We start from the raw sequence: 23,885 nt of genomic DNA, 5'->3' as shown, positions 1-23,885 counted from the left end.
AACGTGCTCTTCACACCAACTTCCTGTGCTTTGCCGACACTTGTCAAATCAACGATTGCATCGTTAATTCGCCAAGTTAAGCAAATGCTCGGAAGTTACCCGGTGTGAAGAGCACTCTTAGCCAAATCGTTTTGAATCACACTCTGTATTTATGGTACAATTTAGCAAGCAAATATATGTTCTCGTAAAGTAGGTTAGATTATGTATGAATATTTAAAGGGTTTAGTGACGGCGGTTAATCCGTATTACGTTGTTTTGGAAGTCCAAGGAATTGGCTATCAATTACAAGTTGCCAACCCATATCGGTATACGGAATCGATGAGCGAAGTGGTTCAAATTTATGTCCACCAAGCGGTACGCGATACTGATATTACGCTTTTTGGTTTTTACGACTTAGATGAAAAACAACTTTTCCAAAAATTAATCAGTGTTTCCGGAATTGGTCCCAAAAGTGCCTTGGCAATTTTGGCTAACAGTGATCATTCTGGCTTAATTCAGGCGATTATGAACGATGATATTGGGTACTTAACGAAGTTCCCAGGCGTCGGGAAGAAGACGGCCCAACAGATTGCCTTAGATCTTAAAGGTAAGTTAGGTGATCTAGAACAAAGCGCAACGTTAGTCGGCCAAACGGCAATTGATTTAGGCAGCCAAGGCGATTCACCTGAATTAAGTGATGCACTAGCGGCCTTGAGTGCGCTTGGTTATTCCGCACGGGAAGTCAAAGCGATTACGCCTAAGTTAACTGATTTTGCAGCGCAAACAACTGATCAATATCTCAGAGAAGGTTTGCGGTTATTGATGAAGAAATAAGGAGGACTTTAAATGGCAGATGAGCGAATTGTTTCAGCCGAAAACGATGATTTTGCTGAAGCAAGCATTGAAAAAACATTGCGGCCACAAGTCCTTGCACAATATATCGGTCAAGATCGGGTTAAAAATGAATTAGCGGTCTATATTGAAGCGGCCAAAAAACGGGAAGAGTCCCTCGATCACGTTTTACTTTATGGCCCACCAGGTTTGGGGAAAACCACGTTAGCGATGGTGATTGCCAACGAGTTGCAAGTCCAGATTCGAACGACGAGTGGTCCTGCAATTGAGCGGCCTGGGGATTTAGTGGCGTTATTAAACGAGTTACAACCTGGGGATGTTTTATTTATTGATGAAATTCATCGCTTACCTAAGATGGTTGAAGAATTACTTTATTCAGCGATGGAAGATTTCTACATCGATATTGTGGTTGGTCAAGGGCCCACCGCACATCCCGTCCATTTTCCATTACCACCGTTCACATTGATTGGCGCGACGACGCGGGCGGGCTTATTGTCTGCGCCATTGCGAGATCGTTTCGGGATTGTGGAACACATGGCTTATTACACGGAGGCTGATTTGATGGACATTGTGCAACGCTCAGCCGGCGTCTTTAATATGTCGATTGTGCCAGATGGTGCGTTAGAAATCGCACGTCGCTCGCGAGGGACGCCGCGGATTGCCAATCGGTTGTTGAAACGAACTCGAGATTACGCACAAGTGGCTGACCAAAATACGATTGATCAGGCGATTGCTGATCACGCATTAAGTCAGCTGCAAGTTGATATTCGGGGCTTAGACGGTGTCGATCGCAAAATCCTCCAGATGATGATTGATTATTATCAAGGCGGACCAGTCGGTTTAAAAACCATTGCCGCCAATATTGGTGAAGAAAACGAAACAATTGAAGAAGTTTACGAGCCTTATTTACTGCAAATTGGCTTTTTAAAACGAACGCAAAGAGGCCGGCTGGTAACGCCGGCTGGTTATGCCCATTTAGGCATGCCTTATCCAGAAAAATAGAAAGAGGTAACCACATGGTATCCACAGAAGATTTTGATTACAATTTACCAGAAGAATTAATTGCACAAACACCAATGATTGAAAGAGCAGCATCACGTTTATTAGTGATGGATCACGAAACTGGTGCTTTAGAAGACAAGGTTTTCTACGATATTATTGACGAATTAAACCCTGGCGATGCAGTTGTCATGAACAACACGCGTGTTTTACCAGCACGTTTATACGGTGTTAAACCTGATACTGGTGGTCATGAAGAAGTCTTGTTATTAAACAATACGCATGACGATGAATGGGAAGTTTTAATGAAGCCTGCTAAACGGGCTAAAGTGGGGACTGAAGTTGTCTTTGGTGATGGCCAATTAAGAGCCATTGTCACTAAGGAACTTGAACATGGCGGTCGGATGATCGAATTTAAATACGACGGCATCTTCATGCAAATTCTAGAAGCTTTAGGCGAAATGCCATTGCCACCATACATCAAGGAAAAATTAGATGATCCAGAAATGTATCAAACAGTTTATGCTAAGGAACCAGGTTCAGCCGCTGCACCAACAGCCGGTTTCCATTGGACAGAAGAACTTTTACAAAAGGTGCAAGATAAAGGCATCAAATTGGTTTACTTAACATTGCACGTTGGTCTAGGGACTTTCCGCCCTGTTTCAGAAGACAACGTTGAAGATCACAAGATGCACAGCGAATTCTATCGTTTAACAGAAGAAGCTGCTGCAACGTTGAACGAAGTCAAACAAAATGGTGGTCGGATTGTAGCGACTGGGACAACCAGCATTCGGACATTAGAAACAATTGCAACGAAGTTTGATGGCGAAATCAAAGCTGATAGTGGTTGGACAGAAATCTTCATCAAACCTGGTTACCAATGGAAAGCCGTTGACGCTTTTATCACGAACTTCCATTTACCAAAATCAACCTTAGTGATGTTAGTGGCTTCATTTACTGGCCGCGAAAACATCTTAAACGCTTATCAACATGCTGTTGATGAACGTTATCGTTTCTTTAGCTTTGGCGATGCCATGTTTGTTAAATAAATTATGTAATCGAGGTGTGAGCATTGATGTATTTAAGAAAAGCCGCTTTTTCTGATTTACCACGAATTTCAGCAATTATCGATGGTGCTAAAGCCGCGTTAAAAGAACGGGGTGTTAACCAGTGGCAAGCTGGCGATCCTAGTGAAAGTCAGTTTGAAAATGATATTCGCCAAGAATATTGTTATATCTTAATTAAGGATGATACGATTGTTGGCGTCGCATCAATTGTCGATACAGTTGATGACGGCTACAGTGCAATCACGAATGGTGACTGGCAATCGGTTGCTTCTAATCATCCCTATTATTCAATTCACCGGATAGCCTTAGATGGTTCAGTTCGCGGCCAACATTTGGCCCATCAGTTTATGACGTTATTAATTACGGCCGCCAGTATTGACGGCGCGCACGATGTTAGAATCGATACGCATCCCGATAATTTAGCCATGCAACACGTCATTCAAAAGGCGGGCTTTACTTACTGTGGCGATATCTTGATTGCTGATGATCCGTCACCTAAACGCTTTGCTTACCAACTCGTTTTAAAATAAAGTTTAAAATTAAATTGTCCAAACGAAACTAAGATACTCAGGTATCTTAGTTTTTTTTATGTTTTTAAAGTAAGCGTTATCAATTGGTGCGATAGGATTCTGGTTATAAAACGTGAAATTGCTAACATTAAAAGTGTAAGAATCCCCCTGAAAGCGATTACCATCGCGACTATAGTAGGTCTTGTAAACAAAGGAGGTAGTTTTAAATGACAAGTCCAATTCATGTAAATTCCGAAATCGGAAAACTTAAGACGGTCTTACTAAAACGGCCAGGTAAAGAAGTCGAAAACATTACACCTGACATTATGTATCGTTTATTGTTTGATGATATTCCTTATTTACCAACAATCCAAAAAGAACACGATCAATTTGCACAAACATTACGTGACAATGGTGTTGAAGTGCTTTACTTAGAAAACCTCGCTGCCGAAGCAATCGATGCTGGTGACGTTAAGGAAGCTTTCCTTGATAAGATGTTGAACGAATCACACATCAAATCACCACAAGTTCAAGCAGCCTTAAAAGACTACTTAATTAGTATGGCAACGTTAGACATGGTTGAAAAAATCATGGCTGGGGTTCGGACCAACGAAATCGATATTAAATCAAAGGCATTGATTGACGTTAGTGCTGATGATGACTATCCATTCTATATGGATCCAATGCCTAACCTATACTTCACACGCGATCCTGCCGCATCAATGGGGGATGGCTTAACAATTAATAAAATGACTTTTGAAGCTCGCCAAAGAGAATCAATGTTCATGGAAGTCATCATGCAACATCATCCTCGTTTTGCCAACCAAGGCGCACAAGTTTGGCGCGACCGCGATCACATTGACCGCATGGAAGGCGGCGACGAATTAATCTTGAGCGATAAAGTGCTTGCAATTGGGATTTCACAACGGACTTCCGCACAATCAATTGAAGAACTTGCCAAGGTATTATTCGCTAACCACAGTGGCTTTGAAAAAATCTTAGCAATTAAGATTCCACATAATCATGCCATGATGCATTTAGATACAGTCTTCACCATGATTGATTATGATAAGTTCACCATTCATCCAGGCATCCAAGGTGCTGGCGGCATGGTTGACACTTATATCTTAGAACCAGGCAATAACGATGAAATCAAGATTACACATCAAACAGATCTTGAAAAAGTTCTCCGCGATGCTTTGGAAGTGCCTGAATTAACCTTAATCCCATGTGGTGGCGGCGATGCAGTTGTTGCCCCTCGTGAACAATGGAATGACGGTTCTAACACATTAGCAATCGCACCTGGCGTTGTTGTCACTTATGATCGCAACTATGTTTCAAACGAAAACTTACGTCAATATGGCATTAAAGTGATCGAAGTCCCATCAAGTGAATTATCACGCGGTCGTGGGGGTCCACGTTGTATGAGTATGCCACTTGTAAGAGAAGACTTAAAAAAATAAACAATAAAAAACGAGGTTGATCAACATGACAAACAGCGTATTTCAAGGCAGAAGTTTATTAGCAGAAAAAGATTTTACTAAATCAGAACTCGAATACTTAATCGATTTCTCATTACATTTGAAGGATTTAAAGAAAAAAGGGATTCCACATCACTATCTAGAAGGTAAGAACATTGCCTTACTATTTGAAAAAAATTCAACCAGAACGCGTGCTGCTTTTACAACAGCTGCCATTGACCTAGGGGCTCACCCAGAATTCTTAGGTAAAAATGATATTCAACTTGGTAAAAAAGAATCAGTTGAAGATACAGCCAAAGTATTAGGAAGCATGTTTGACGGCATTGAATTCCGTGGCTTTAGCCAAAAAGTGGTTGAAGACTTAGCTAAATATTCAGGTGTTCCTGTATGGAATGGTTTAACTGACGAATGGCATCCAACACAAATGATCGCCGACTTTATGACAGTTAAAGAAAACTTCGGCAAATTAAAAGGTGTGACATTAACTTATGTTGGTGATGGCCGTAACAACATGGCTAACAGCTTGTTAGTAACAGGTTCAATGTTAGGTGTAAATATCCACATCGTTGCCCCAGATTCATTACAACCAACACAAGAAGTCCGTGATTTAGCTGAAGGTTACGCTAAAGAAACAGGCAGCAAGAATATGATTACTTCAGACGTTGACGCTGGTGTTAAAGGCTCAGATGTTTTATACACAGACGTTTGGGTTTCAATGGGTGAAGAAGATAAGTTTGAAGAACGGGTTAACTTGTTGAAACCATACCAAATCAACATGGACATGGTTAAGAAGACCGGTAACGAAAACATGATTATCATGCACTGTTTACCAGCTTTCCATGATATTGAAACTGAATATGGTAAGAAGATTGACGAACAATTCGGTATTCAAGAAATGGAAATTACTGACGAAGCATTCAGAAGCAAATATGCCCGTCAATTTGAAGAAGCTGAAAACAGAATGCACTCAATCAAAGCAATCATGGCAGCAACATTAGGCAACTTATTCATACCTCAAGCATAACTAGATTGTAGAAAGGGGCTGGAAAACAAAACTTTGTTTTGTCCCGGCTCCTTTTTTAATTGAAACCACAATTAATTAACAGAAAGTAGGACAGGATTATGACAAAACGTAAAATCGTCGTTGCATTAGGTGGCAATGCTATTTTATCAACTGATGCCTCAGCAAACGCTCAAATCAAAGCCGTTAAGGAAACGGTTAAACAATTAGTTGCATTCGTAAAACAAGGCGACCAACTCATTATTTCGCATGGTAATGGGCCTCAAGTCGGTAACTTGTTGATTCAACAAGCTGCTAGCGATTCTGAAAAGACACCAGCAATGCCATTAGATACGGTCGGTGCGATGTCACAAGGCGAAATTGGTTACTGGATGCAAAATGCTTTTAACGAAGTTTTAGCAGAAGAAGGCTTGGCTTTAGATGTTGCCACAATCGTAACTCAAACGATTGTTGATGCTAAAGATGAAGCTTTCCAAAACCCAACGAAACCAATCGGACCTTTCTATAGCGAAGCAGAAGCTAAGAAACAACAAAGTATCAACCCAGAAGCACACTTTGTTGAAGATGCCGGACGTGGCTGGCGGCGAGTAGTCCCTTCACCACGGCCAATTGGTATTCAAGAAGCACCCGTTATTCAAAAATTAGTTGAAGGTAACGTGATCACGATTTCAGCCGGCGGCGGTGGTGTGCCAGTTGCGAAAGAAGGCAACAAGCTCCGCGGGGTTGAAGCCGTAATCGATAAAGATTTCGCTTCAGAAAAATTAGCGGAATTAGTGGGTGCAGACATGTTAATTATTTTAACAGCTGTGGATAACGTCTACGTTAACTTCAACAAGCCAGATCAAAAGAAATTAACCAACGTCTCAGTCGCTGAATTAGAAGATTACATCAAAGACGATCAATTCGCTAAAGGCAGCATGTTACCTAAGATTCAAGCCGCAATCGAATACGTTAATAATCGTCCTGATAGTAAGGCCATCATTACTTCCCTTGATAACGTGAAGAATTTATTGGCACATGATGCCGGGACAATTATTACGAAATAGAGGCTAAGCTAATGGAAATTGCAAATTTCGGCGTTGAAGAGTGGTTAAACGTGTACGAAACACAAGCGACTTTGGATATCGCGCAAAGTACGATTGCCTCAATGACCATGTCAGAATTGATGGCCCTCTCGCCTGATAACGGGACACAATTTTATCAAGACTTAGCGCAACAAAAGATGAATTATGGTGCGATTGAGGGTTCAGAGGCCTTTAAGCAAGCTGTTAGTGAATTGTATCAAACGGTCAACAGTAATCAGGTGTTGCAAACTAACGGGGCGACCGGTGCCAATTTATTAGCGCTCTATGCCTTAGTGAAACCGGGCAATCACGTGATTACCATGTTTCCGACTTATCAACAACTCTACGAAATTCCCATCTCAATTGGGGCAACCGTTTCGTATTGGCAGTTGGATGAGGACAATAATTGGGTACCAGATATTGCTGAACTGAAAAAGTTAATTAGACCAGAAACCAAATTGATTTGTTTGAACAATGCTAATAATCCAACTGGGACGGTCATTTCGACTGAACTGATGCAAGCAATCGTTGAAGTGGCACGAACGGTGGGCGCATACGTCCTTGTGGATGAAGTTTATTTACCATTAGGTGAAGGCTAACAAACAACTTCGATTGCTGATTTATATGAATTGGGCATTGCGACCAATAGTTTATCGAAGACCTATTCAGTCCCTGGTATTCGGGTTGGTTGGCTTGTCGCTAACGAAACATTAACCGATTTGTTTAGAAAATATCGTGATTACACCATGATTTGTGCCGGTGTTTTCAGTGATCAGTTAGCGGTTTATGTATTACAGAATCGCAAGCAGGTTTTAGCCCGTAATCGGGCGCTTGTTCAACACAATCTTGAGATTTTTAAAGCGTGGGTTGCACAAGAACCACTCGTTGATGTGGTCTATCCAGAATCAGTATCAACATCGTTTATTCATTTCAAAGAGATTGAAGACGATGAAGCATTTTGCAAATATTTATTAAAAGAATACGGCGTCTTATTAGTGCCCGGCAAGCGTTTTGAAATTCCCGGACATGCAAGATTAGGGTATTGTGCACCAGAAGCAACTCTGAAAAAAGGGTTGGCCGAATTATCAAAAGCGCTCAGAACCTATTAATAATTGAGTGACGCAATTTAGGAGTGGTTTAAAATGACGGAAGAAAAACCAGCAAAAAAAATTGGCTTATTGGCATTAATTGCATTGGTTATTAGTTCATCTATTGGTAGTGGGGTCTTCGGATTAACATCTGATTTAGCGAGTGCATCCGCACCGGGCCCAGTGTTAATCGCATGGGTGATTGTCGGCTTTGGGATTTTAATGCTGGCATTATCCTTGAATAATTTATTGATGAAAGAACCTGAACTAGAAGGGATTTTCTCTTACGCTGAAAAGGGCTTTGGCCCCTTTGCCGGCTTCATTAGTGGCTGGGGTTATTGGTTGTCAGCATGGTTGGGGAACGTAGCTTTTGCGACAATTTTAATGAGTGCGTTGGGTTATTTCTTCCCGATTTTTAAATCAGGGCAGAACTTACCCTCAATCTTAGTTGCCAGTGTTTTATCGTGGAGCTTAACATATTTTGTTAATCGCGGGGTAGAAGGCGCAGCTGCGATCAATACATTGGTAACAATTTGTAAATTGATTCCACTATTTGTCTTCATTATTTTTGGGATTGTGTTATTTAAAGGTCATCTTTTCACACAAGCATTTTGGAATAATATGAGTAGTAGCTTTGTTGCCGGCGATGTGATGAGCCAAATCAAGAACTGTATGATGGTTATGATGTGGGTCTTTGTCGGTATCGAAGGCGCTTCAATGTTATCGGCGCGGGCGGAAAAGAAGTCTGATGCTGGTAAAGCAACAATTTTAGGATTAGTGAGTTTACTAGCCATTTATATCTTAGCGTCTGTTTTACCTTATGGGTATTTAACGCAAGATCAATTAGCTAGCATCAAGCAACCAGCGATGTTATACATTTTTGAACAGATGGTTGGGACTTGGGGGGGCTACTTCATCGGTGTTGGGTTAATCATCTCAATTTTAGGGGCTTGGTTATCTTGGACAATGTTACCTGCCGAAACAATGTTGTTAATGGCAAAGCAAAATTTATTGCCAGCTTACTTCGGTCGCGTCAACAAGAAAAAAGCACCGACGTTTGCACTAGTCGTGACAGCGGGGTTGATTCAAGTTTTCCTATTCACCCTATTATTCACAACGAAAGCTTATAACTTCGCTTATTCATTATGTACGGCTTCAATTATCGTTTGTTACATGTTGGTGGCAGCTTATCAAATTAAATATTCTTGGGCCCACCTGCAAGAAAAAGGAAATCGGCAACAATTATTAATTGGGGTTTTAGCCTTATTATTTGAAATTGCCGGAATCTTAATGGCGGGTGTCAGTTACTTATTACTCTGTTTTATAGCCTATATTCCGGGGATTTACTTCTATGGTCGTGCCCGTAAAAATAATGGGCACCAACATTTCTTATCAAAAGGGGAATGGTTAATCACGACAATTATTGTCATCGGTGCAATTATCGGGATTTGGTTAGTTGTTTCAGGGAAAATCGTTATTTAGATATGTTATATTAGAACTTTGGTTACTTTGAGTAAAAAGTAATAATTGAGAATACTTTGGGAGCGAAAATCATGATTGCCGCAGACGAATATCCAAGATATATTCAATACTTAAGGACCAGACCTGAATTTATTGATTTTTCAGATGAAGAAATGAATATTCTGATGAATAATATGAAAGTCAAAGATTTTCATAAAGGCCAGGAATTGTTTGATCAAACAGATGAGCGCAGCCGATTCTATTTCGTTGTAAGCGGTCTCGTAAGAGCCGAACGGACGGATGAAAGTGATGAATTTACGTTCTATACGTATATCAAGCAAAACTTAGCTTTTCCTTATCGGGGGATGTTTACTGATCAATATTATCCATACACCGCTCGGGCGATGACGGATATTGAGATTATTTATTTCCCAATGGCGACTTTTGAGCATCTTTTACAAAAGAATACCGATTCAATTGTTAAAGTCGTTCAAGAAATGGGCTCGATTATTAGTGAATCAGAAGATCAAATCCAGCGAATGGTAACTTCTAGTGCGAAACAACGGGTTATTCAAGCCCTAAAAATATTTGAAATTAACTTAGGTGAACCGCTACGGTGCGGCCGCTCATATATTCCGTATCCGATTACGGTGAAGGAATTAGCGACAATGAGTGGGACTACCCGTGAAACAGCGGGCCAAATTGTTAAACAATTGGCTGCCCAAAAACTGCTGAGTTATGAGCATAAAGAATTTCGGTTTGAAAAAGCCTTCTTTAAAGATGACTTGGCGTAAAAATTAAGGGGCACTTCGTCTCGAGATTAAGTTTAAAAGCCCATAATAAATCGTCTTAAAAGACGACTATTATGGGTTTTTATGTGCCAATCATTGTAAGCGTTTTAAAGGGGTGTATTAAAAAAGGAGATGGCATGATGAATGATGCTGAAATAATCAAGACTAAGAAGCGGTTTAAACTTAAAATGCCGGGGGCTTTTGTGATCCTCTTCATACTGACAGTGGTCGCGGTGATGGCGACGTGGGTTGTGCCGTCAGGATCTTACGCGAAGTTATCGTATGACCAAAAGAGTACGCAACTGGTCGTGACAAAACCATCAGGTCAAGTTGAAAAGGTGCCAGCAACACAGGCATCATTAGACCGACTCGGCGTTAAAATCAAAATTAGTCAATTTACTTCTGGTAGTATTAATGCAGCCGTGTCGATTCCCAATACCTACCAAAGATTGAAACAACGGCCGGCCAGTTTAGCAGCTGTTCCTAACAGTATGGTTCGTGGGACCGTTGAAGCTGTCGATATTATGGTTTTTATTTTAGTATTAGGGGGCTTGATTGGCACGGTCAAGGCTAGCGGCGCATTTGAGTCGGGGCTGTTGGCCTTAACCAAGAAAACAAAAGGGCATGAATTTCTGTTAATCTTTTTCGTCGCGATTCTCATGGTTCTAGGCGGGACTTTATGTGGGATTGAAGAAGAGGCGGTGGCCTTTTATCCAATTTTAGTACCGGTCTTTATTGCGATGGGGTACGATTCGATTGTTTGTGTGGGGGCGATTTTCCTTGCCAGTTCAATTGGCACGACTTTCTCGACCATTAATCCCTTTTCAGTTGTGATTGCTTCAAATGCCGCTGGGATTAGTTTCACAGAAGGCTTGTTGTGGCGAGTTGGCGGCTGTATCGTAGGGGCCATTTTTGTCATTTATTATCTCTATCGCTATTCTAAAAAGGTCAAGGCTGATCCGACCCAATCGTATTCATATGAAGATCACGACGCTTTTGATAAGATGTGGGCAATTACATCTGAGGGGACGCAGTCAAAAGCCGTTTTTACCTGGCGGAAGAAATTAATTCTGGTCTTATTTGTGGTGACCTTCCCGATTATGGTCTGGGGCGTTATGTCTCAAGGGTGGTGGTTCCCAACGATGGCGGCGTCATTTTTAACGTTTGCGATTATCATCATGTTTTTAACCGCGACAGGACCAGAAGGCATTGGCGAAAAAGGGGTTATCGACGCTTTTGTGAACGGTGCTTCTAGTTTAGTAGGCGTCTCGCTCATTATTGGTCTTGCGCGAGGGATTAACTTGATTATGAATGAAGGGATGATTTCAGATACCTTATTACAATATTCGTCATCATTAGTCGCACATGTTAGTGGTCCGATTTTTATTTTGATCATGTTAGTGATATTCTTCGTGCTTGGCTTTATCGTTCCATCTTCTTCGGGACTAGCCGTCTTATCGATGCCGATTTTAGCACCGTTAGCAGATACGGTTAATATTCCCCGATTTGTTGTGGTAACGGCCTATCAATTTGGGCAATACGCAATGTTATTCTTGGCACCAACTGGCTTGGTAATGGCCACCTTACAAATGTTAGATGTTAAATACGCTCACTGGTTACGGTTCGTTTGGCCAGTAGTCGCTTTTGTGCTGACTTTTGGTGGGGCCATGTTAGTCTTACAAGTCCTAATTTATTCGTAAAATCGCGTAGAGAAATAACGTGTTTTCTTGCTTAATCACTAAAGTCTGATAGAATGAAGCAAGTAGAAATTCTAGAATTGGAGTCGATTAAATGGAACCAGCGATCAAGTATCGTTTAATCAAAAAAGAAAAACATACAGGCGCGCGCTTAGGCGAAATTGTAACACCGCATGGGACTTTTAAAACACCGATGTTTATGCCGGTGGGGACCCAAGCCAGCGTTAAAACAATGGCCCCTTAAGATTTGAAAGAAATGGGTGCCGGCATTATTTTGTCGAATACTTATCATCTATGGTTACGCCCTGGTGAAGATATCGTCGAAAAAGCAGGCGGGTTGCATAAATTCATGAACTGGGATCGGGGTGTCTTAACCGATTCAGGTGGTTTCCAAGTCTTCTCATTAGCAAAATTACGTGATATCAGTGAAGAAGGGGTGGCCTTCAAGAGTCATTTGAATGGTGAAAAACTATTCCTATCACCTGAAAAAGCAATTCATGTTGAAAATGCTTTGGGCGCAGATATTATGATGAGTTTCGATGAATGCCCACCATTCTTCGAAAGTTATGACTACGTTAAAAAATCAGTTGAACGGACTTCACGTTGGGCTGAACGAGGCTTAATTGCGCATCAAAACCCAGCTACACAAGGCTTATTTGGGATTGTCCAAGGGGCCGGTTTTGAAGACTTACGTCGCCAAAGTGCACGTGATTTAGTGGGGATGGATTTCCCCGGCTATTCTATCGGTGGTCTTTCAGTTGGTGAATCAAAAGGTGAAATGAACCGGGTTCTTGATTTTACAACACCGATGTTGCCTGAAGACAAACCACGTTATTTGATGGGCGTTGGCTCACCAGATGCGTTGATTGATGGTGTCATTCGGGGTGTCGATATGTTTGATTGCGTGTTACCAACTCGGATTGCGCGTAACGGAACAACGATGACGTCTCAAGGCCGTTTAGTGGTTAAGAACGCGAAATATTCTGAAGATTTTAGACCACTAGATCCAAAATGTGACTGTTATGTCTGCAAGAATTACACACGGGCTTACATTCGTCATTTAATCAAAGCGGATGAAACTTTTGGCATTCATTTAACGAGTTACCATAACTTATACTTCTTGATCAACTTGATGCACCAAGTGCAAGATGCGATTGAACAAGATAACTTATTGGAATTCAGAGAAGCATTCTTCGAAGAATACGGCTATAACGAAAATAACGGCCGTAATTTCTAGCGAATCACTGGAAGTTAGGCGATAAGTCTGCTAAAGTTGATTAGTAGATAAATAACGAAAAGAGGTATTTTAAATGTTAAACCTAGTATTAGGTGCCAATCCATTTGGCGGCAACTCAAGTTTCTTAATCATCCTTGTTTTGATGATGGTCATGATGTATTTCATGGTTATGCGGCCACAAAAGAAACAACAACAAAAACATCAAGAAATGGTTAACCAAATGAAAAAAGGTGACCAAGTCGTAACAATTGGTGGTTTACACGGTGTTATTGACTCAGTGAATAACGATACTAAAATTGTTGTTTTAGATTGCGATGGCGTTTACCTTAAGTTTAACTTAAGTGCTATCCGGACAGTTGAACCAACTGCTAAGGCAACAGAAACAGTTGTTGAAGAAACGGTTGACGAAACAAAAGAAGAAACAAAATAGTAATTTAAAAAGCGTGGTTAATTTTCTAGCGATAGAAAAATTAGCCATGCTTTTTTTGTGATTGGTATTAGTGATTTTAAATACAATCAGCGGTGATGTGATAGGTTATTATGAATTTGATGTGTTAAATTGGTGTTTTTAATATGTTAAAAAAATCGCAATAATGGTTTACAAACGGTTTCAAATGCGTTATGCTTTCTTTGTTAATTAAATCACATATAAAAATTACGGAGGCATTCCTGATGGTTAAAAAAGAAGGCGTTAAAGCGGTTGTTGATGCGGTATCTGAAGTGGATAAGATGGTGACGGATTTAGTCACACGGGCCCATGAAGCACTTAAAATCATGGAAACATTCGATCAAGAAAAGGTGGATCATATTGTCCACCAAATGGCGATTGCCGGCCTTGATCATCATATGGAATTAGCTAAAATGGCCGTTGAAGAAACAGGTCGTGGGATTTATGAAGATAAAGCCATTAAAAATATTTTCGCAACGGAAGAAATTTGGCACGCGATTAAAGATAATAAGACAGTTGGTGTCATTGAAGAAGATCCTGAACATGGGATTACTAAGATTGCGGAACCAGTCGGGGTCATTGCTGGGGTAACACCTGTTACCAACCCAACTTCAACCACAATTTTTAAGGCAGAAATTGCCATTAAAACACGGAATCCAATCATTTTTGCTTTTCATCCCAATGCTCAAAAATGTTCTGCCAGAGCACTAGAAGTCATTAAAGAAGAAGCCGTTAAAGCTGGCTTACCAGCTGACGCGTTATTATTCATTGAAGAACCTAGTTTGGCAGCCACCCAAGCTTTGATGAATCATACCGGCATTGCAACGGTCCTAGCAACTGGTGGACCAGGGATGGTCAAGGCTGCTTATTCAACTGGGAAACCAGCATTAGGGGTTGGGGCTGGTAACGCACCAGCTTATATCGAAGAATCAGCCAATATCAAACAAGCAGTCAATGATTTAATTTTATCGAAATCATTTGATAATGGGATGATCTGCGCATCAGAACAAGCGGTGATTGTCGATGCTAAAATCTACAACGAAGTTAAAAAAGAATTCCAAGCACAAGGTGTCTATTTTGCTAAAGCAAGTGAATTACCAGCTTTAAACGAAGCAATTATTGATCCAGCTAAAAACGCTGTGCGGCCAGCAATTCCTGGTCAATCAGCTGCTAATATTGCTAAGTTAGCTGGGATTGATATTCCAGAAGATACACCCGTTTTAATTGCTGAAATCAAGGGTGTTGGTCATCAATACCCACTTTCACATGAAAAATTATCACCAGTCTTAGCGATGATTAAAGCTAAAGACCGTGAAGATGGGTTGGCATTATGCGAGGCGATGCTTGATCTGGGTGGTTTGGGCCATACAGCATCATTGCATACGACAGACGATGCGTTACCATTAGAATTTGCAAGACGGATGAAGGCTTGTCGTGTATTGGTCAATACACCATCTGCCCAAGGTGGGATTGGTGATTTATACAACGAAATGATTCCATCATTAACACTTGGCTGTGGCTCTTATGGGCATAACTCAATTTCACATAACGTCTCAACAATCGACTTATTGAATATTAAAACATTGGCGAAACGCCGCAATAATATGCAATGGGTCAAATTGCCAAGCAAAATCTATTTTGAAAAAAATTCGGTCAACTATTTAGAAAAGATGGCTGATTTAAATAAGGTTTTTATCGTCGCTGATCAAGGGATGGTTAACCTTGGTTATGTCCGGATTGTTGAAGAAGTGTTAGCTAAACGGGCGAATGACGTTCAAATGCAAATCTTCTCAGATGTTGAACCAGATCCATCAACCAACACGATTTATAAGGGTGCTGCAGCGATGCGGAGTTTTGAACCAGATGCAATCGTCGCAATTGGTGGCGGTTCTGTCATGGATGCTGCTAAAGGGATGTGGTTGTTCTATGATTCAGAAGAAGCCGACTTCTTTGGCGCAAAACAAAAATTCTTAGACATTCGCAAACGGACTTACAAGTTCCCTAAACTTAACAAAACGAAGTTAATCTGTATCCCAACGACTTCTGGGACGGGCTCAGAAGTAACACCTTTTGCGGTGATTACCGATAGTGAAACCCATATTAAATACCCATTGGCAGATTATGCATTGACACCAGACGTTGCGATTGTTGACAGTCAATTTGTCGAGAGTGTGCCACCACGAGTTGTTGCACACACTGGATTGGATGTGCTCTGTCATGCGACTGAAAGTTACGTATCAACAATGGCTTCTAACTACACGAAGGGGCTTAGTTTACAGGCGATTAAATTAGTTTTTGATAACTTGAAGGCTAGTTACGATGGCGATATTACGGCCAAAGGTAACATGCACGATGCCTCAACAATGGCGGGGATGGCCTTTGCGAATGCGTTATTAGGCATCAACCATTCACTGGCACATAAATTAGGCGGGGCGTTCAACTTACCTCACGGTTTAATGATTGCCATCACGATGCCGCATGTTATCCGCTATAATGCGACAACGCCAACCAAACGGGCACTCTGGGCTAAATATAGTTACTTCAGAGCTGATGAAGATTACGCCGAAATCGCACGTTATATTGGGTTGAAGGGTAATACGACAGCAGAACTTGTTGAAGCTTATGCAAATGCAGTGACTGAATTGGCCGAAAGTGTTGGTATTCAAATGAGTTTGAAAGCTAATGGCGTCACAAAGGCGGACTTCAAGCAACATGTGGATGAGTTAGCTGAATTAGCTTATGAAGACAACTGTACTGTTACAAATCCAAAAGAACCATTGATTAAAGAATTAAAAGGCATTTTAGAGGCAGAATTTTAAAATAAATTGAACAAAAGGGTTAAGCTGAACAAGAAGGGCTTAATCCTTTTTATATTGCTTAAATTTAAGCTTGAGAGTATTAATATTATCCAAAATAGGGCATAATAGAGGGTAGACATTCATTTAATTCAGGGAGAACTGAGAAAAGTTTGTCGACAAACTTGATTAAGGATCGGGATGGCAATGACACCCAATAAAGAAGACTATTTAAAAATTATTTTTGAACTTGGTGGCGACGCAAAAAAAGTTACCAATAAGGAAATTCTAGCGGGATTGAACGTTTCGGCAGCATCAGTCACGGAAATGGTCAACAAATTAGTGAAAGAGAATTACGTCAACCACACACCCTATCAAGGGATTCAATTGACAAGTGAAGGTGCTAGAGAAGCAGCGCTATTAGTGCGCAATCATCGCTTGTGGGAAGTTTTTCTAGTCGACAAGTTACATTATCAATTTAATACCGTTCATCCAGAGGCGGAGCAACTCGAACATGTGACCAACCACGACTTGGCTGAACGCTTAGCCGATTTTCTAGGTCATCCAAAACGATGCCCGCACGGTGGGATTATTCCCAATGCCAAAGGTGAGTTTGAACAACAGAGCCATCACGCGTTAGTCGACCTTGAAGTTGGCGAAAAAGCAGTGATTGAACGGGTACTAGATGATAATGATTTATTGAAATACACATTAGAAATCGGCTTGACAGTTGGCGATACTGTGACCTTGACGAAGGTGGGCCTTTTTGAAAGCCCCATTACCGTGATGGACGAAACACAGCAAACTGAAATTCAAGTTGGCATTAAAGCGGCGCAACACATTTTTGTGACGCCAATTGCAGCAGATTAATAAAGAAAGTGGTGTGAACATGCGCTCAGATTTAGCAGCATTATTTATTATATTTGGTGGCTCGGGGGATTTAGCACAACGGAAGTTATACCCAGCCCTTTTTAACCTATATCGTAAGGGTTACTTAAAAGAAAGCTTCGCAGTGATTGGCACCGCTAGACGACCTTGGACGGATGAACATTATCACGAAATCGTGATGGCCTCTCTAGAAGGTTTTGAAGAAGATGACGAAACGAAACAAACTTTTACTAGTCACTTCTATTATCAATCGCATGACGTTACGGATGCTGAACATTATGAAACACTGAAGGCATTAGCAGCGAAATTAGATGACAAGTACCAATTAAACCAAAACCGCATCTATTATATGGCAATGTCACCCCGTTATTTCGGGACAATTGCGAGTCATTTAGGGTCAGAAGCTTTATTGACCGCAGATGGGTTCAACCGTTTAATTATTGAAAAACCATTTGGTCGTGATTATGAAAGTGCCAAAGCACTCAATCAAGAATTAACTCAAACTTTTGATGAAAACCAAATTTATCGAATTGATCATTATTTAGGTAAGGAAATGATTCAAAACATCGTTGCTTTACGTTTCGGTAATGGTCTATTGAGTGGTGTTTGGAATAATCAATTCATCGATAACGTGCAAATTACGTTAGCTGAATCAGTTGGGGTTGAAGAACGGGCTGGCTATTACGAAACGTCTGGTGCTTTGCGCGATATGTTCCAAAACCATATCATGCAAGTCATTGGGATGTTGGCAATGGAAGTCCCTGTTAACTTCTCAGCAGAAGATGTGCAACGCGAAAAGACACGTCTGTTCAGAAGCATCCAACCTTATTCACCTGCAGAGATTAAACAAAACTTTGTCCGCGCCCAATACGCTGAAACAACGGTCGATGGTGAAAGCAAACCAGGTTATCGTCAAGAAACTAACGTGGCACCAGACTCACAAACCGAAACGTTTGTTGCCGGTAAAGTGATGATTGATAACGAACGCTGGTGTGGTGTGCCGTTTTATGTTCGGACCGGGAAACGTTTGGCCCGCAAGGAAACTCAAATCAACATCGTCTTCAAGAAGACCGGGGTTAATATTTTTGCTGATGATAAGTCAGATCGCTCAGCTATGGCGCCCGATGTCTTAACGATTTATGTGGAACCAGAACAAGGTTTCTCATTAACGATCAACGGTAAGGAAGTTGGTCAAGGCTTCTCATTGAAACCCGACCAATTAAATTACCAATATGACGAACAAATGTTAGCTGACAGCCCAGAAGCTTATGAACGTTTGATTTTAGAAGCGTTAAATGGCGATGGCACAAACTTTACGCATTGGCATGAATTAGCTGCTTCATGGCAATTTGTCGATGCGATTCGTCAAGTTTGGGATGCAGATCAAACACCGCTTCCTACGTATGCAATCGGTTCAATGGGCCCTAAAGAAGCGACGGATTTGTTGGCTTCAACAGATGCAAAATGGATTTTTGATCCAACTCAAACAAAAAAATAAGAATTACCGAGAAGTCTGCGTGTGAAGCCATTCATACCAGGCTTTTCTTATCGCGTGAAAGTGGAGGTGTAAAATGGCTGAATTATTTAAAATTCCGTTGGAAAACGATACGAGTCGCAAGATTATTCATATTGATATGGATGCTTTTTACGCCGCCATTGAAGAACGTGAGCAGCCCGACTTACGGCAAAAACCGCTGATTATTGCCCGTGATCCGAGTGACACAGGGGGCAAAGGGGTCGTAACGACGGCCAATTACGTTGCTCGTCAATATGGTGTGCATTCGGCGATGAGTGCCCAAAAGGCTGCCGAATTAATTCCTAAACACCAAGCTGTTTTTAAGACGCCGAACTTTCCGTTATATCAGTCCGTTTCGGCGCAGATCCACGAAATTTTCCATACGGTGACCGATAAAATCGAACCGATTGCTTTTGATGAAGCTTATTTAGATGTTACTGAAAATAAGTTGGGGTTAGCGCACACGATTGAAGTCGTCGCTTATTTACAAAAGGCGATTTTAGAAGAAACGCAATTGGTCAGTTCCGCCGGAATTTCCTACAACAAATTTTTAGCGAAGATGGCTTCTGATTACCGTAAACCGGCTGGTCGAACACTGGTTTTGCCGGAACAAGCAATCGCCTTTTTAAGCCGATTGCCGATTGAAAAATTTAGAGGGGTTGGTCAAAAGACGGTGCCGAAGATGCAGGATTTAGGCATTATGACCGGTGCTGATTTATTGGCGCAATCGGAAATGTTTTTGATGCAACATTTTGGCAAGTTGGGTTATGGGTTATATCGCCATGTGCGGGGGATTGATAACCGACCAGTTGAATACCAACGCGAACGTAAATCAATCGGTAACGAACATACTTACGGACAACCGTTGATTAGCGAAGAACAAGTACAGGCCCAACTGAAAAGCTTGGCGGTTGAATTGGCCCAGCGGCTGCGCAAAAATCAAAAACACGGTTTAACAGTCGTTTTAAAAGTGCGTAATCGACAATACGAAACAATTACCAAACGCAAAACACTTGGTGAGTATGTCGGCAATGCAGCCGAATTAGAGGCAATTGCTAACCAAATTTGGCAATCAATCGGGCAGGCGGAAGTCGGGATTCGCTTGTTAGGGATTACCGTGACCAATTTAGCACCCCAGACTTTTGAAAATATAACGCTCCCACTTTATGATTGGGAAAATGATAGATGAGATTACTTTGTTTTTGTCGGGTAAAACCGATATACTGTAAGTAACTATGAAAATGGGCTAATAGTCGAATTGGCGCAAAATAGGATTAACTAAGCGGAAACGGCGGTGGTGTTTGAGTGGCAACGAAGCATGATCAAATATTAATGTACATTGAGAATTTGCCAATTGGCGATAAAATTTCGGTGCGCTCAATTGCCAAGACGCTAGCGGTTAGTGAAGGGACGGCTTATCGGGCAATTAAGGCCGCCGAAAATAACGGCTTGGTCAGCACGATTGAACGGGTCGGCACGATTCGAATTGAACAAAAATTAAAAGGTAAGATTGAAAACCTGACTTTTGCCGAGATTGTTCAAGTTATCGATGGTGAAGTTTTAGGTGGCAAAGATGGCTTGAATAAGTTGTTGGATAAGTTCGTAATTGGTGCGATGCAGTTAGCAGCCATTACCCGGTACATCACGCCGAAATCGTTATTGATCGTTGGTGATCGAATTGATGTGCAACGATTAGCGTTGGAAAATGGCGCGGCGGTTTTAATCACGGGTGGCTTTCACACCTCAGATGAAGTGATTGCGCTTGCTAACGAGCTAGCATTGCCCATCTTGCAAACGACTTACGATACGTATACCGTTGCGACGTTGATTAACCGGGCATTAACCGACCAATTAATCAAAAAGGAAATTACGACGGTTGCTTCAATCTATCGCCCATTTTCAGAAACATACTCATTATTGGCGACTGATACGGTTGGCGATTACAAGAAATTGAGTGCCGCCGTTAAACATTCACGCTTCCCTGTGATTAATGAACACCGGCGCTTAGTCGGGATTGTCACGGTGAAGGATATTTTGGATAAACCAGCTTCGATGACGCTTGATAAGGTGATGACTAAAGAACCTGCGAGTGTTAAGAAGTATATGAGTATTGCCAGTGTCGGACATGCGATGACTTGGAATAGTTTGGAAATCATGCCGGTGGTTGCTGATAATCTTGAATTAGAGGGGATTATCACGCGCCAAGACGTGATGAGTAATATGCAAACGGCCCAACGACAACCGCAAGTGGCCGAGACTTTCTACGACCAAATTATCGAACTACTGCACCCTAGCGAGAGCTTCCCCGAATTTTATTCGGCGGCATACCAGTTTGAAGTGAGCCCGCAAATGACCAACAACTTAGGGACGATTTCGTTTGGTGTCTTGAGTGAAGCCGTTTCGGCCGCTTGTCAGCGCATGTTGCAGTCGACACATCAACGCCATTCAATGATTGAACAGATTAATTTGCATTATCTGCGCTTAATTCAAATTGAAAGTCAGATTCAGATTTTACCGCGGATATTAGAGATTGGCCGGCGTTCCGCTAAAATTGATGTTGATGTTTATGCCAATCACGTCATTGTTGCCAAAGCAATTGTGACTTGCCAAATTTTAGAAAGAGGTTAATCAATGACTATTCCAGAACAAATTATTGCTAAAATTAAAGCTTATCAAACGATTATTATTCATCGCCATGTCAATCCAGATCCAGATGCGATTGGTTCGCAAGTTGGTTTGGCTGAAGTGATTCGTAATAGCTACCCTGATAAAAAGGTTTACCAAGTCGGTAGTGATACCGGCAACTTAGCTTGGTTAGCCAATGCACAACCAATTGATCCGGCTTTATACCAAGGCGCTTTGGTGATTACAACTGATGCTGCCAACACGCCCCGGATTAGTGGCGAAGATTATAACCAAGGTGCTTACTTGATTAAGATTGATCATCATCCTAACGATGAACCCTATGGTGATTTAAATTGGGTGTTACCGGATGCTTCTAGCACATCCGAAATTATTGTTGATATGATCAATGATAGCCAAGGCCAATTACAATTGAATCAAGCAGCAGCTCGTGTGCTTTACGCCGGGATTGTGGGCGATACTGGGCGCTTCATGTTTAATTCAACGACACCGCACACAATGACTTGTGCCGCGCAACTAATGACGTTTGACATTCAACATGATAAGATTAACCAACGGATGAACGAGATTACACTCGAACAAGCGAAGTTACAAGGTTATTTATTTGATCAATTGCAGGTTAATGACGACCAAGTGGCTTATCTGGTTGTGGACCAAGAAACGCAAAAACGTTTGAATGTATCAGCCCAACAGGTTCATTCAATTGTCGGCACACCTGGTCGGTTAAAAGGTGTGTTAACGTGGGTCATTTTTGTCCAACAAGACGATGGCACTTATCGCGTCCACTTCCGTTCTAAAGGGCCAATCATTAATGAGTTGGCTAAGCAACATGACGGCGGTGGGCATCCGCTTGCCAGCGGGGCCAAAGCAGCTGATCAAGCTGAAATTGACACGATTATTACGGCATTATCAGCGCTTGCCGCTGATTACACAGCACAGTAACAGATACTTTTTTGACGGATTTAAACAATAGAAAGCAGGACTTTATGGATAATCAATTTACACAATTTAATCTAAAACCAGAAATCATTACGGCTTTAGACGAGATGCACTTTACAAAACCAACGGCGGTTCAACGCCGTGTAATTCCAGCCATCAACGCTGGTAAGAGTGTTATCGGACAATCACAAACAGGGAGCGGGAAGACACATGCCTTCTTATTACCACTTTTAAATAAGTTAGTCCCTGAAAAAGACGAAGTTCAAATCGTCATCACAGCCCCTAGTCGGGAATTGGCTTACCAAATTTATACGGCCGCTGAATTAATCACAAAGCATATGACTGGTGATATTCGGATTGGTCGCTACGTTGGTGGGACTGATAAACAACGTCAAATCGAAAAATTACAACAACACCAACCACAAATCGTGATTGGGACACCTGGTCGGATTTTAGATTTGATTACAAGTAAGGCACTTAAGATTTATACAGCTAAAACATTAGTCATTGATGAAGCTGATATGACGCTTGATATGGGCTTTTTGAAGCCAGTTGATAATATTGCGAGCCGTTTACCAGAAGACTTACAAATGATGGTCTTCTCAGCAACGATTCCTGATAAATTACAACCATTCTTACAAAAATACATGCATAACCCAGTAATTGAAGAAGTGAAAAATGAAACGATCATTAGCCCAACGATTGAAAACTGGTTGGTGCCAACTAAGGGCAAAGCCCTCAATCAAACAATCTATTCATTAATTACAATGGGCCATCCATTCATGGTCTTGATCTTTGCAAATACCAAGAGCAAGGTTGATGACATCCATCATTACCTCCAATCACAAGGTTTGAAGGTCGCTAAGATTCATGGCGATATTCCACCACGTCAACGGAAACGGATTATGAAGGAAGTTCATAACCTCGATTATCAATACGTTGTTGCGACTGATTTAGCCGCTCGTGGGATTGATATCGAAGGGATTAGCATGGTCATCAATGCCGAAGTGCCACGCGAAGATTTAGAATTCTTCGTGCATCGTGTTGGTCGGACAGGCCGGAATGGTCTTAAGGGTACTGCGATTACACTTTATGGTCCAGATGACGAACAAGCTGTTGCACAAATCGAAGCAATGGGAATTAAGTTTACACCAAAAGCCTTTAAAGATGGCGAATTGGTGACTTCTTATGACCGTAACCGTCGTAAAAAACGGGTTGCAACAACTCATGAATTAGACGTTAACTTGAAGGGCTTTGTTAAAAAGGCCAAAATCAAGCGTAAGCCTGGTTACAAGAAAAAGATTAAAGAAGCAATCCAAAAGGATGCGCGTCAAAAACGTCGGATTGAACAACGTGTTGAAATGCGTGAACGTAAACGTAATAATAAAAAACAAAATCAAAAATAATAAT

General features: G+C 41.4%; 18 protein-coding genes and 2 pseudogenes. All 20 read left to right on the top strand.

What is annotated here, in order from left to right; all coding sequences use genetic code 11:
* The first annotated feature begins 201 nt into the window (after window positions 1-201).
* The 20 genes and pseudogenes from ruvA to LEUCM_RS00555 all read left to right on the top strand — a co-directional run bounded on the left by ruvA (window position 202) and on the right by LEUCM_RS00555 (window position 23,881).
* Complete coding sequence (ruvA, locus tag LEUCM_RS00650) at window positions 202-813, top strand: Holliday junction branch migration protein RuvA (RefSeq protein ID WP_056936468.1); 612 nt, start codon at window positions 202-204, stop codon at window positions 811-813.
* 12 nt (window positions 814-825) lie between these two features.
* Window positions 826-1,833 (top strand): Holliday junction branch migration DNA helicase RuvB, encoded by a 1,008-nt coding sequence (gene ruvB / locus LEUCM_RS00645; RefSeq protein WP_016264643.1) that lies wholly within the window; start codon window positions 826-828, stop codon window positions 1,831-1,833.
* A gap of 14 nt (window positions 1,834-1,847) precedes the next feature.
* Window positions 1,848-2,879, top strand: coding sequence for a tRNA preQ1(34) S-adenosylmethionine ribosyltransferase-isomerase QueA (gene queA / locus LEUCM_RS00640; RefSeq protein WP_011374077.1), 1,032 nt, complete (start codon window positions 1,848-1,850; stop codon window positions 2,877-2,879).
* A 26-nt stretch (window positions 2,880-2,905) separates the two neighbouring features.
* Window positions 2,906-3,427 carry a GNAT family N-acetyltransferase gene (locus tag LEUCM_RS00635; protein ID WP_016264644.1) on the top strand — a complete coding sequence of 174 codons (522 nt, stop codon included), beginning with the start codon at window positions 2,906-2,908 and terminating at the stop codon, window positions 3,425-3,427.
* 206 nt (window positions 3,428-3,633) lie between these two features.
* Window positions 3,634-4,869: an arginine deiminase gene (gene arcA / locus LEUCM_RS00630; RefSeq protein ID WP_016264645.1), complete on the top strand. Its 1,236-nt coding sequence runs from the start codon at window positions 3,634-3,636 to the stop codon at window positions 4,867-4,869.
* 25 nt (window positions 4,870-4,894) lie between these two features.
* A complete protein-coding gene (gene argF / locus LEUCM_RS00625; protein WP_011374080.1) occupies window positions 4,895-5,911 on the top strand; it encodes an ornithine carbamoyltransferase in 1,017 nt (338 codons plus the stop codon).
* Window positions 5,912-6,009: 98 nt separating this feature from the next.
* Window positions 6,010-6,954 (top strand): carbamate kinase, encoded by a 945-nt coding sequence (arcC, locus tag LEUCM_RS00620; RefSeq protein ID WP_016264646.1) that lies wholly within the window; start codon window positions 6,010-6,012, stop codon window positions 6,952-6,954.
* Window positions 6,955-6,965: 11 nt separating this feature from the next.
* Window positions 6,966-8,081: pseudogene (locus LEUCM_RS00615) on the top strand (aminotransferase).
* A 33-nt stretch (window positions 8,082-8,114) separates the two neighbouring features.
* On the top strand, window positions 8,115-9,542 hold the full coding sequence (arcD, locus tag LEUCM_RS00610) for an arginine-ornithine antiporter (protein ID WP_011374083.1): 1,428 nt from the start codon (window positions 8,115-8,117) through the stop codon (window positions 9,540-9,542).
* Between the two features lie 71 nt (window positions 9,543-9,613).
* Window positions 9,614-10,315 (top strand): Crp/Fnr family transcriptional regulator, encoded by a 702-nt coding sequence (locus LEUCM_RS00605; RefSeq protein ID WP_016264649.1) that lies wholly within the window; start codon window positions 9,614-9,616, stop codon window positions 10,313-10,315.
* 137 nt (window positions 10,316-10,452) lie between these two features.
* Window positions 10,453-12,012: a YfcC family protein gene (locus LEUCM_RS00600; RefSeq protein WP_025016295.1), complete on the top strand. Its 1,560-nt coding sequence runs from the start codon at window positions 10,453-10,455 to the stop codon at window positions 12,010-12,012.
* A 91-nt stretch (window positions 12,013-12,103) separates the two neighbouring features.
* Window positions 12,104-13,246: pseudogene (gene tgt, locus LEUCM_RS00595) on the top strand (tRNA guanosine(34) transglycosylase Tgt).
* 73 nt (window positions 13,247-13,319) lie between these two features.
* Window positions 13,320-13,676, top strand: coding sequence for a preprotein translocase subunit YajC (gene yajC / locus LEUCM_RS00590; protein ID WP_011374087.1), 357 nt, complete (start codon window positions 13,320-13,322; stop codon window positions 13,674-13,676).
* A 242-nt stretch (window positions 13,677-13,918) separates the two neighbouring features.
* Complete coding sequence (adhE, locus tag LEUCM_RS00585; protein ID WP_056936467.1) at window positions 13,919-16,513, top strand: bifunctional acetaldehyde-CoA/alcohol dehydrogenase; 2,595 nt, start codon at window positions 13,919-13,921, stop codon at window positions 16,511-16,513.
* Window positions 16,514-16,696: 183 nt separating this feature from the next.
* Window positions 16,697-17,359 carry a metal-dependent transcriptional regulator gene (locus tag LEUCM_RS00580; RefSeq protein WP_011374089.1) on the top strand — a complete coding sequence of 221 codons (663 nt, stop codon included), beginning with the start codon at window positions 16,697-16,699 and terminating at the stop codon, window positions 17,357-17,359.
* A gap of 19 nt (window positions 17,360-17,378) precedes the next feature.
* A complete protein-coding gene (gene zwf / locus LEUCM_RS00575; RefSeq protein WP_025016294.1) occupies window positions 17,379-18,875 on the top strand; it encodes a glucose-6-phosphate dehydrogenase in 1,497 nt (498 codons plus the stop codon).
* Between the two features lie 73 nt (window positions 18,876-18,948).
* Window positions 18,949-20,082: a DNA polymerase IV gene (dinB, locus tag LEUCM_RS00570; RefSeq protein ID WP_056936466.1), complete on the top strand. Its 1,134-nt coding sequence runs from the start codon at window positions 18,949-18,951 to the stop codon at window positions 20,080-20,082.
* A 116-nt stretch (window positions 20,083-20,198) separates the two neighbouring features.
* Window positions 20,199-21,521, top strand: a complete 1,323-nt coding sequence (locus tag LEUCM_RS00565) for a DRTGG domain-containing protein (protein ID WP_025016293.1) — start codon at window positions 20,199-20,201, stop codon at window positions 21,519-21,521.
* A 3-nt stretch (window positions 21,522-21,524) separates the two neighbouring features.
* Window positions 21,525-22,478, top strand: a complete 954-nt coding sequence (locus LEUCM_RS00560; protein WP_011374093.1) for a DHH family phosphoesterase — start codon at window positions 21,525-21,527, stop codon at window positions 22,476-22,478.
* Window positions 22,479-22,522: 44 nt separating this feature from the next.
* Entirely contained in the window at window positions 22,523-23,881 is a 1,359-nt protein-coding gene (locus LEUCM_RS00555; protein ID WP_025016292.1) for a DEAD/DEAH box helicase, read from the top strand.
* Window positions 23,882-23,885 lie beyond the last annotated feature (4 nt).

The organism is Latilactobacillus sakei subsp. sakei DSM 20017 = JCM 1157, assembly GCF_002370355.1.
Lineage (GTDB): Bacteria > Bacillota > Bacilli > Lactobacillales > Lactobacillaceae > Latilactobacillus > Latilactobacillus sakei.
Note: the sequence above shows the minus strand (reverse complement) of the source record. Positions and strands in the feature narration are given on the sequence as shown.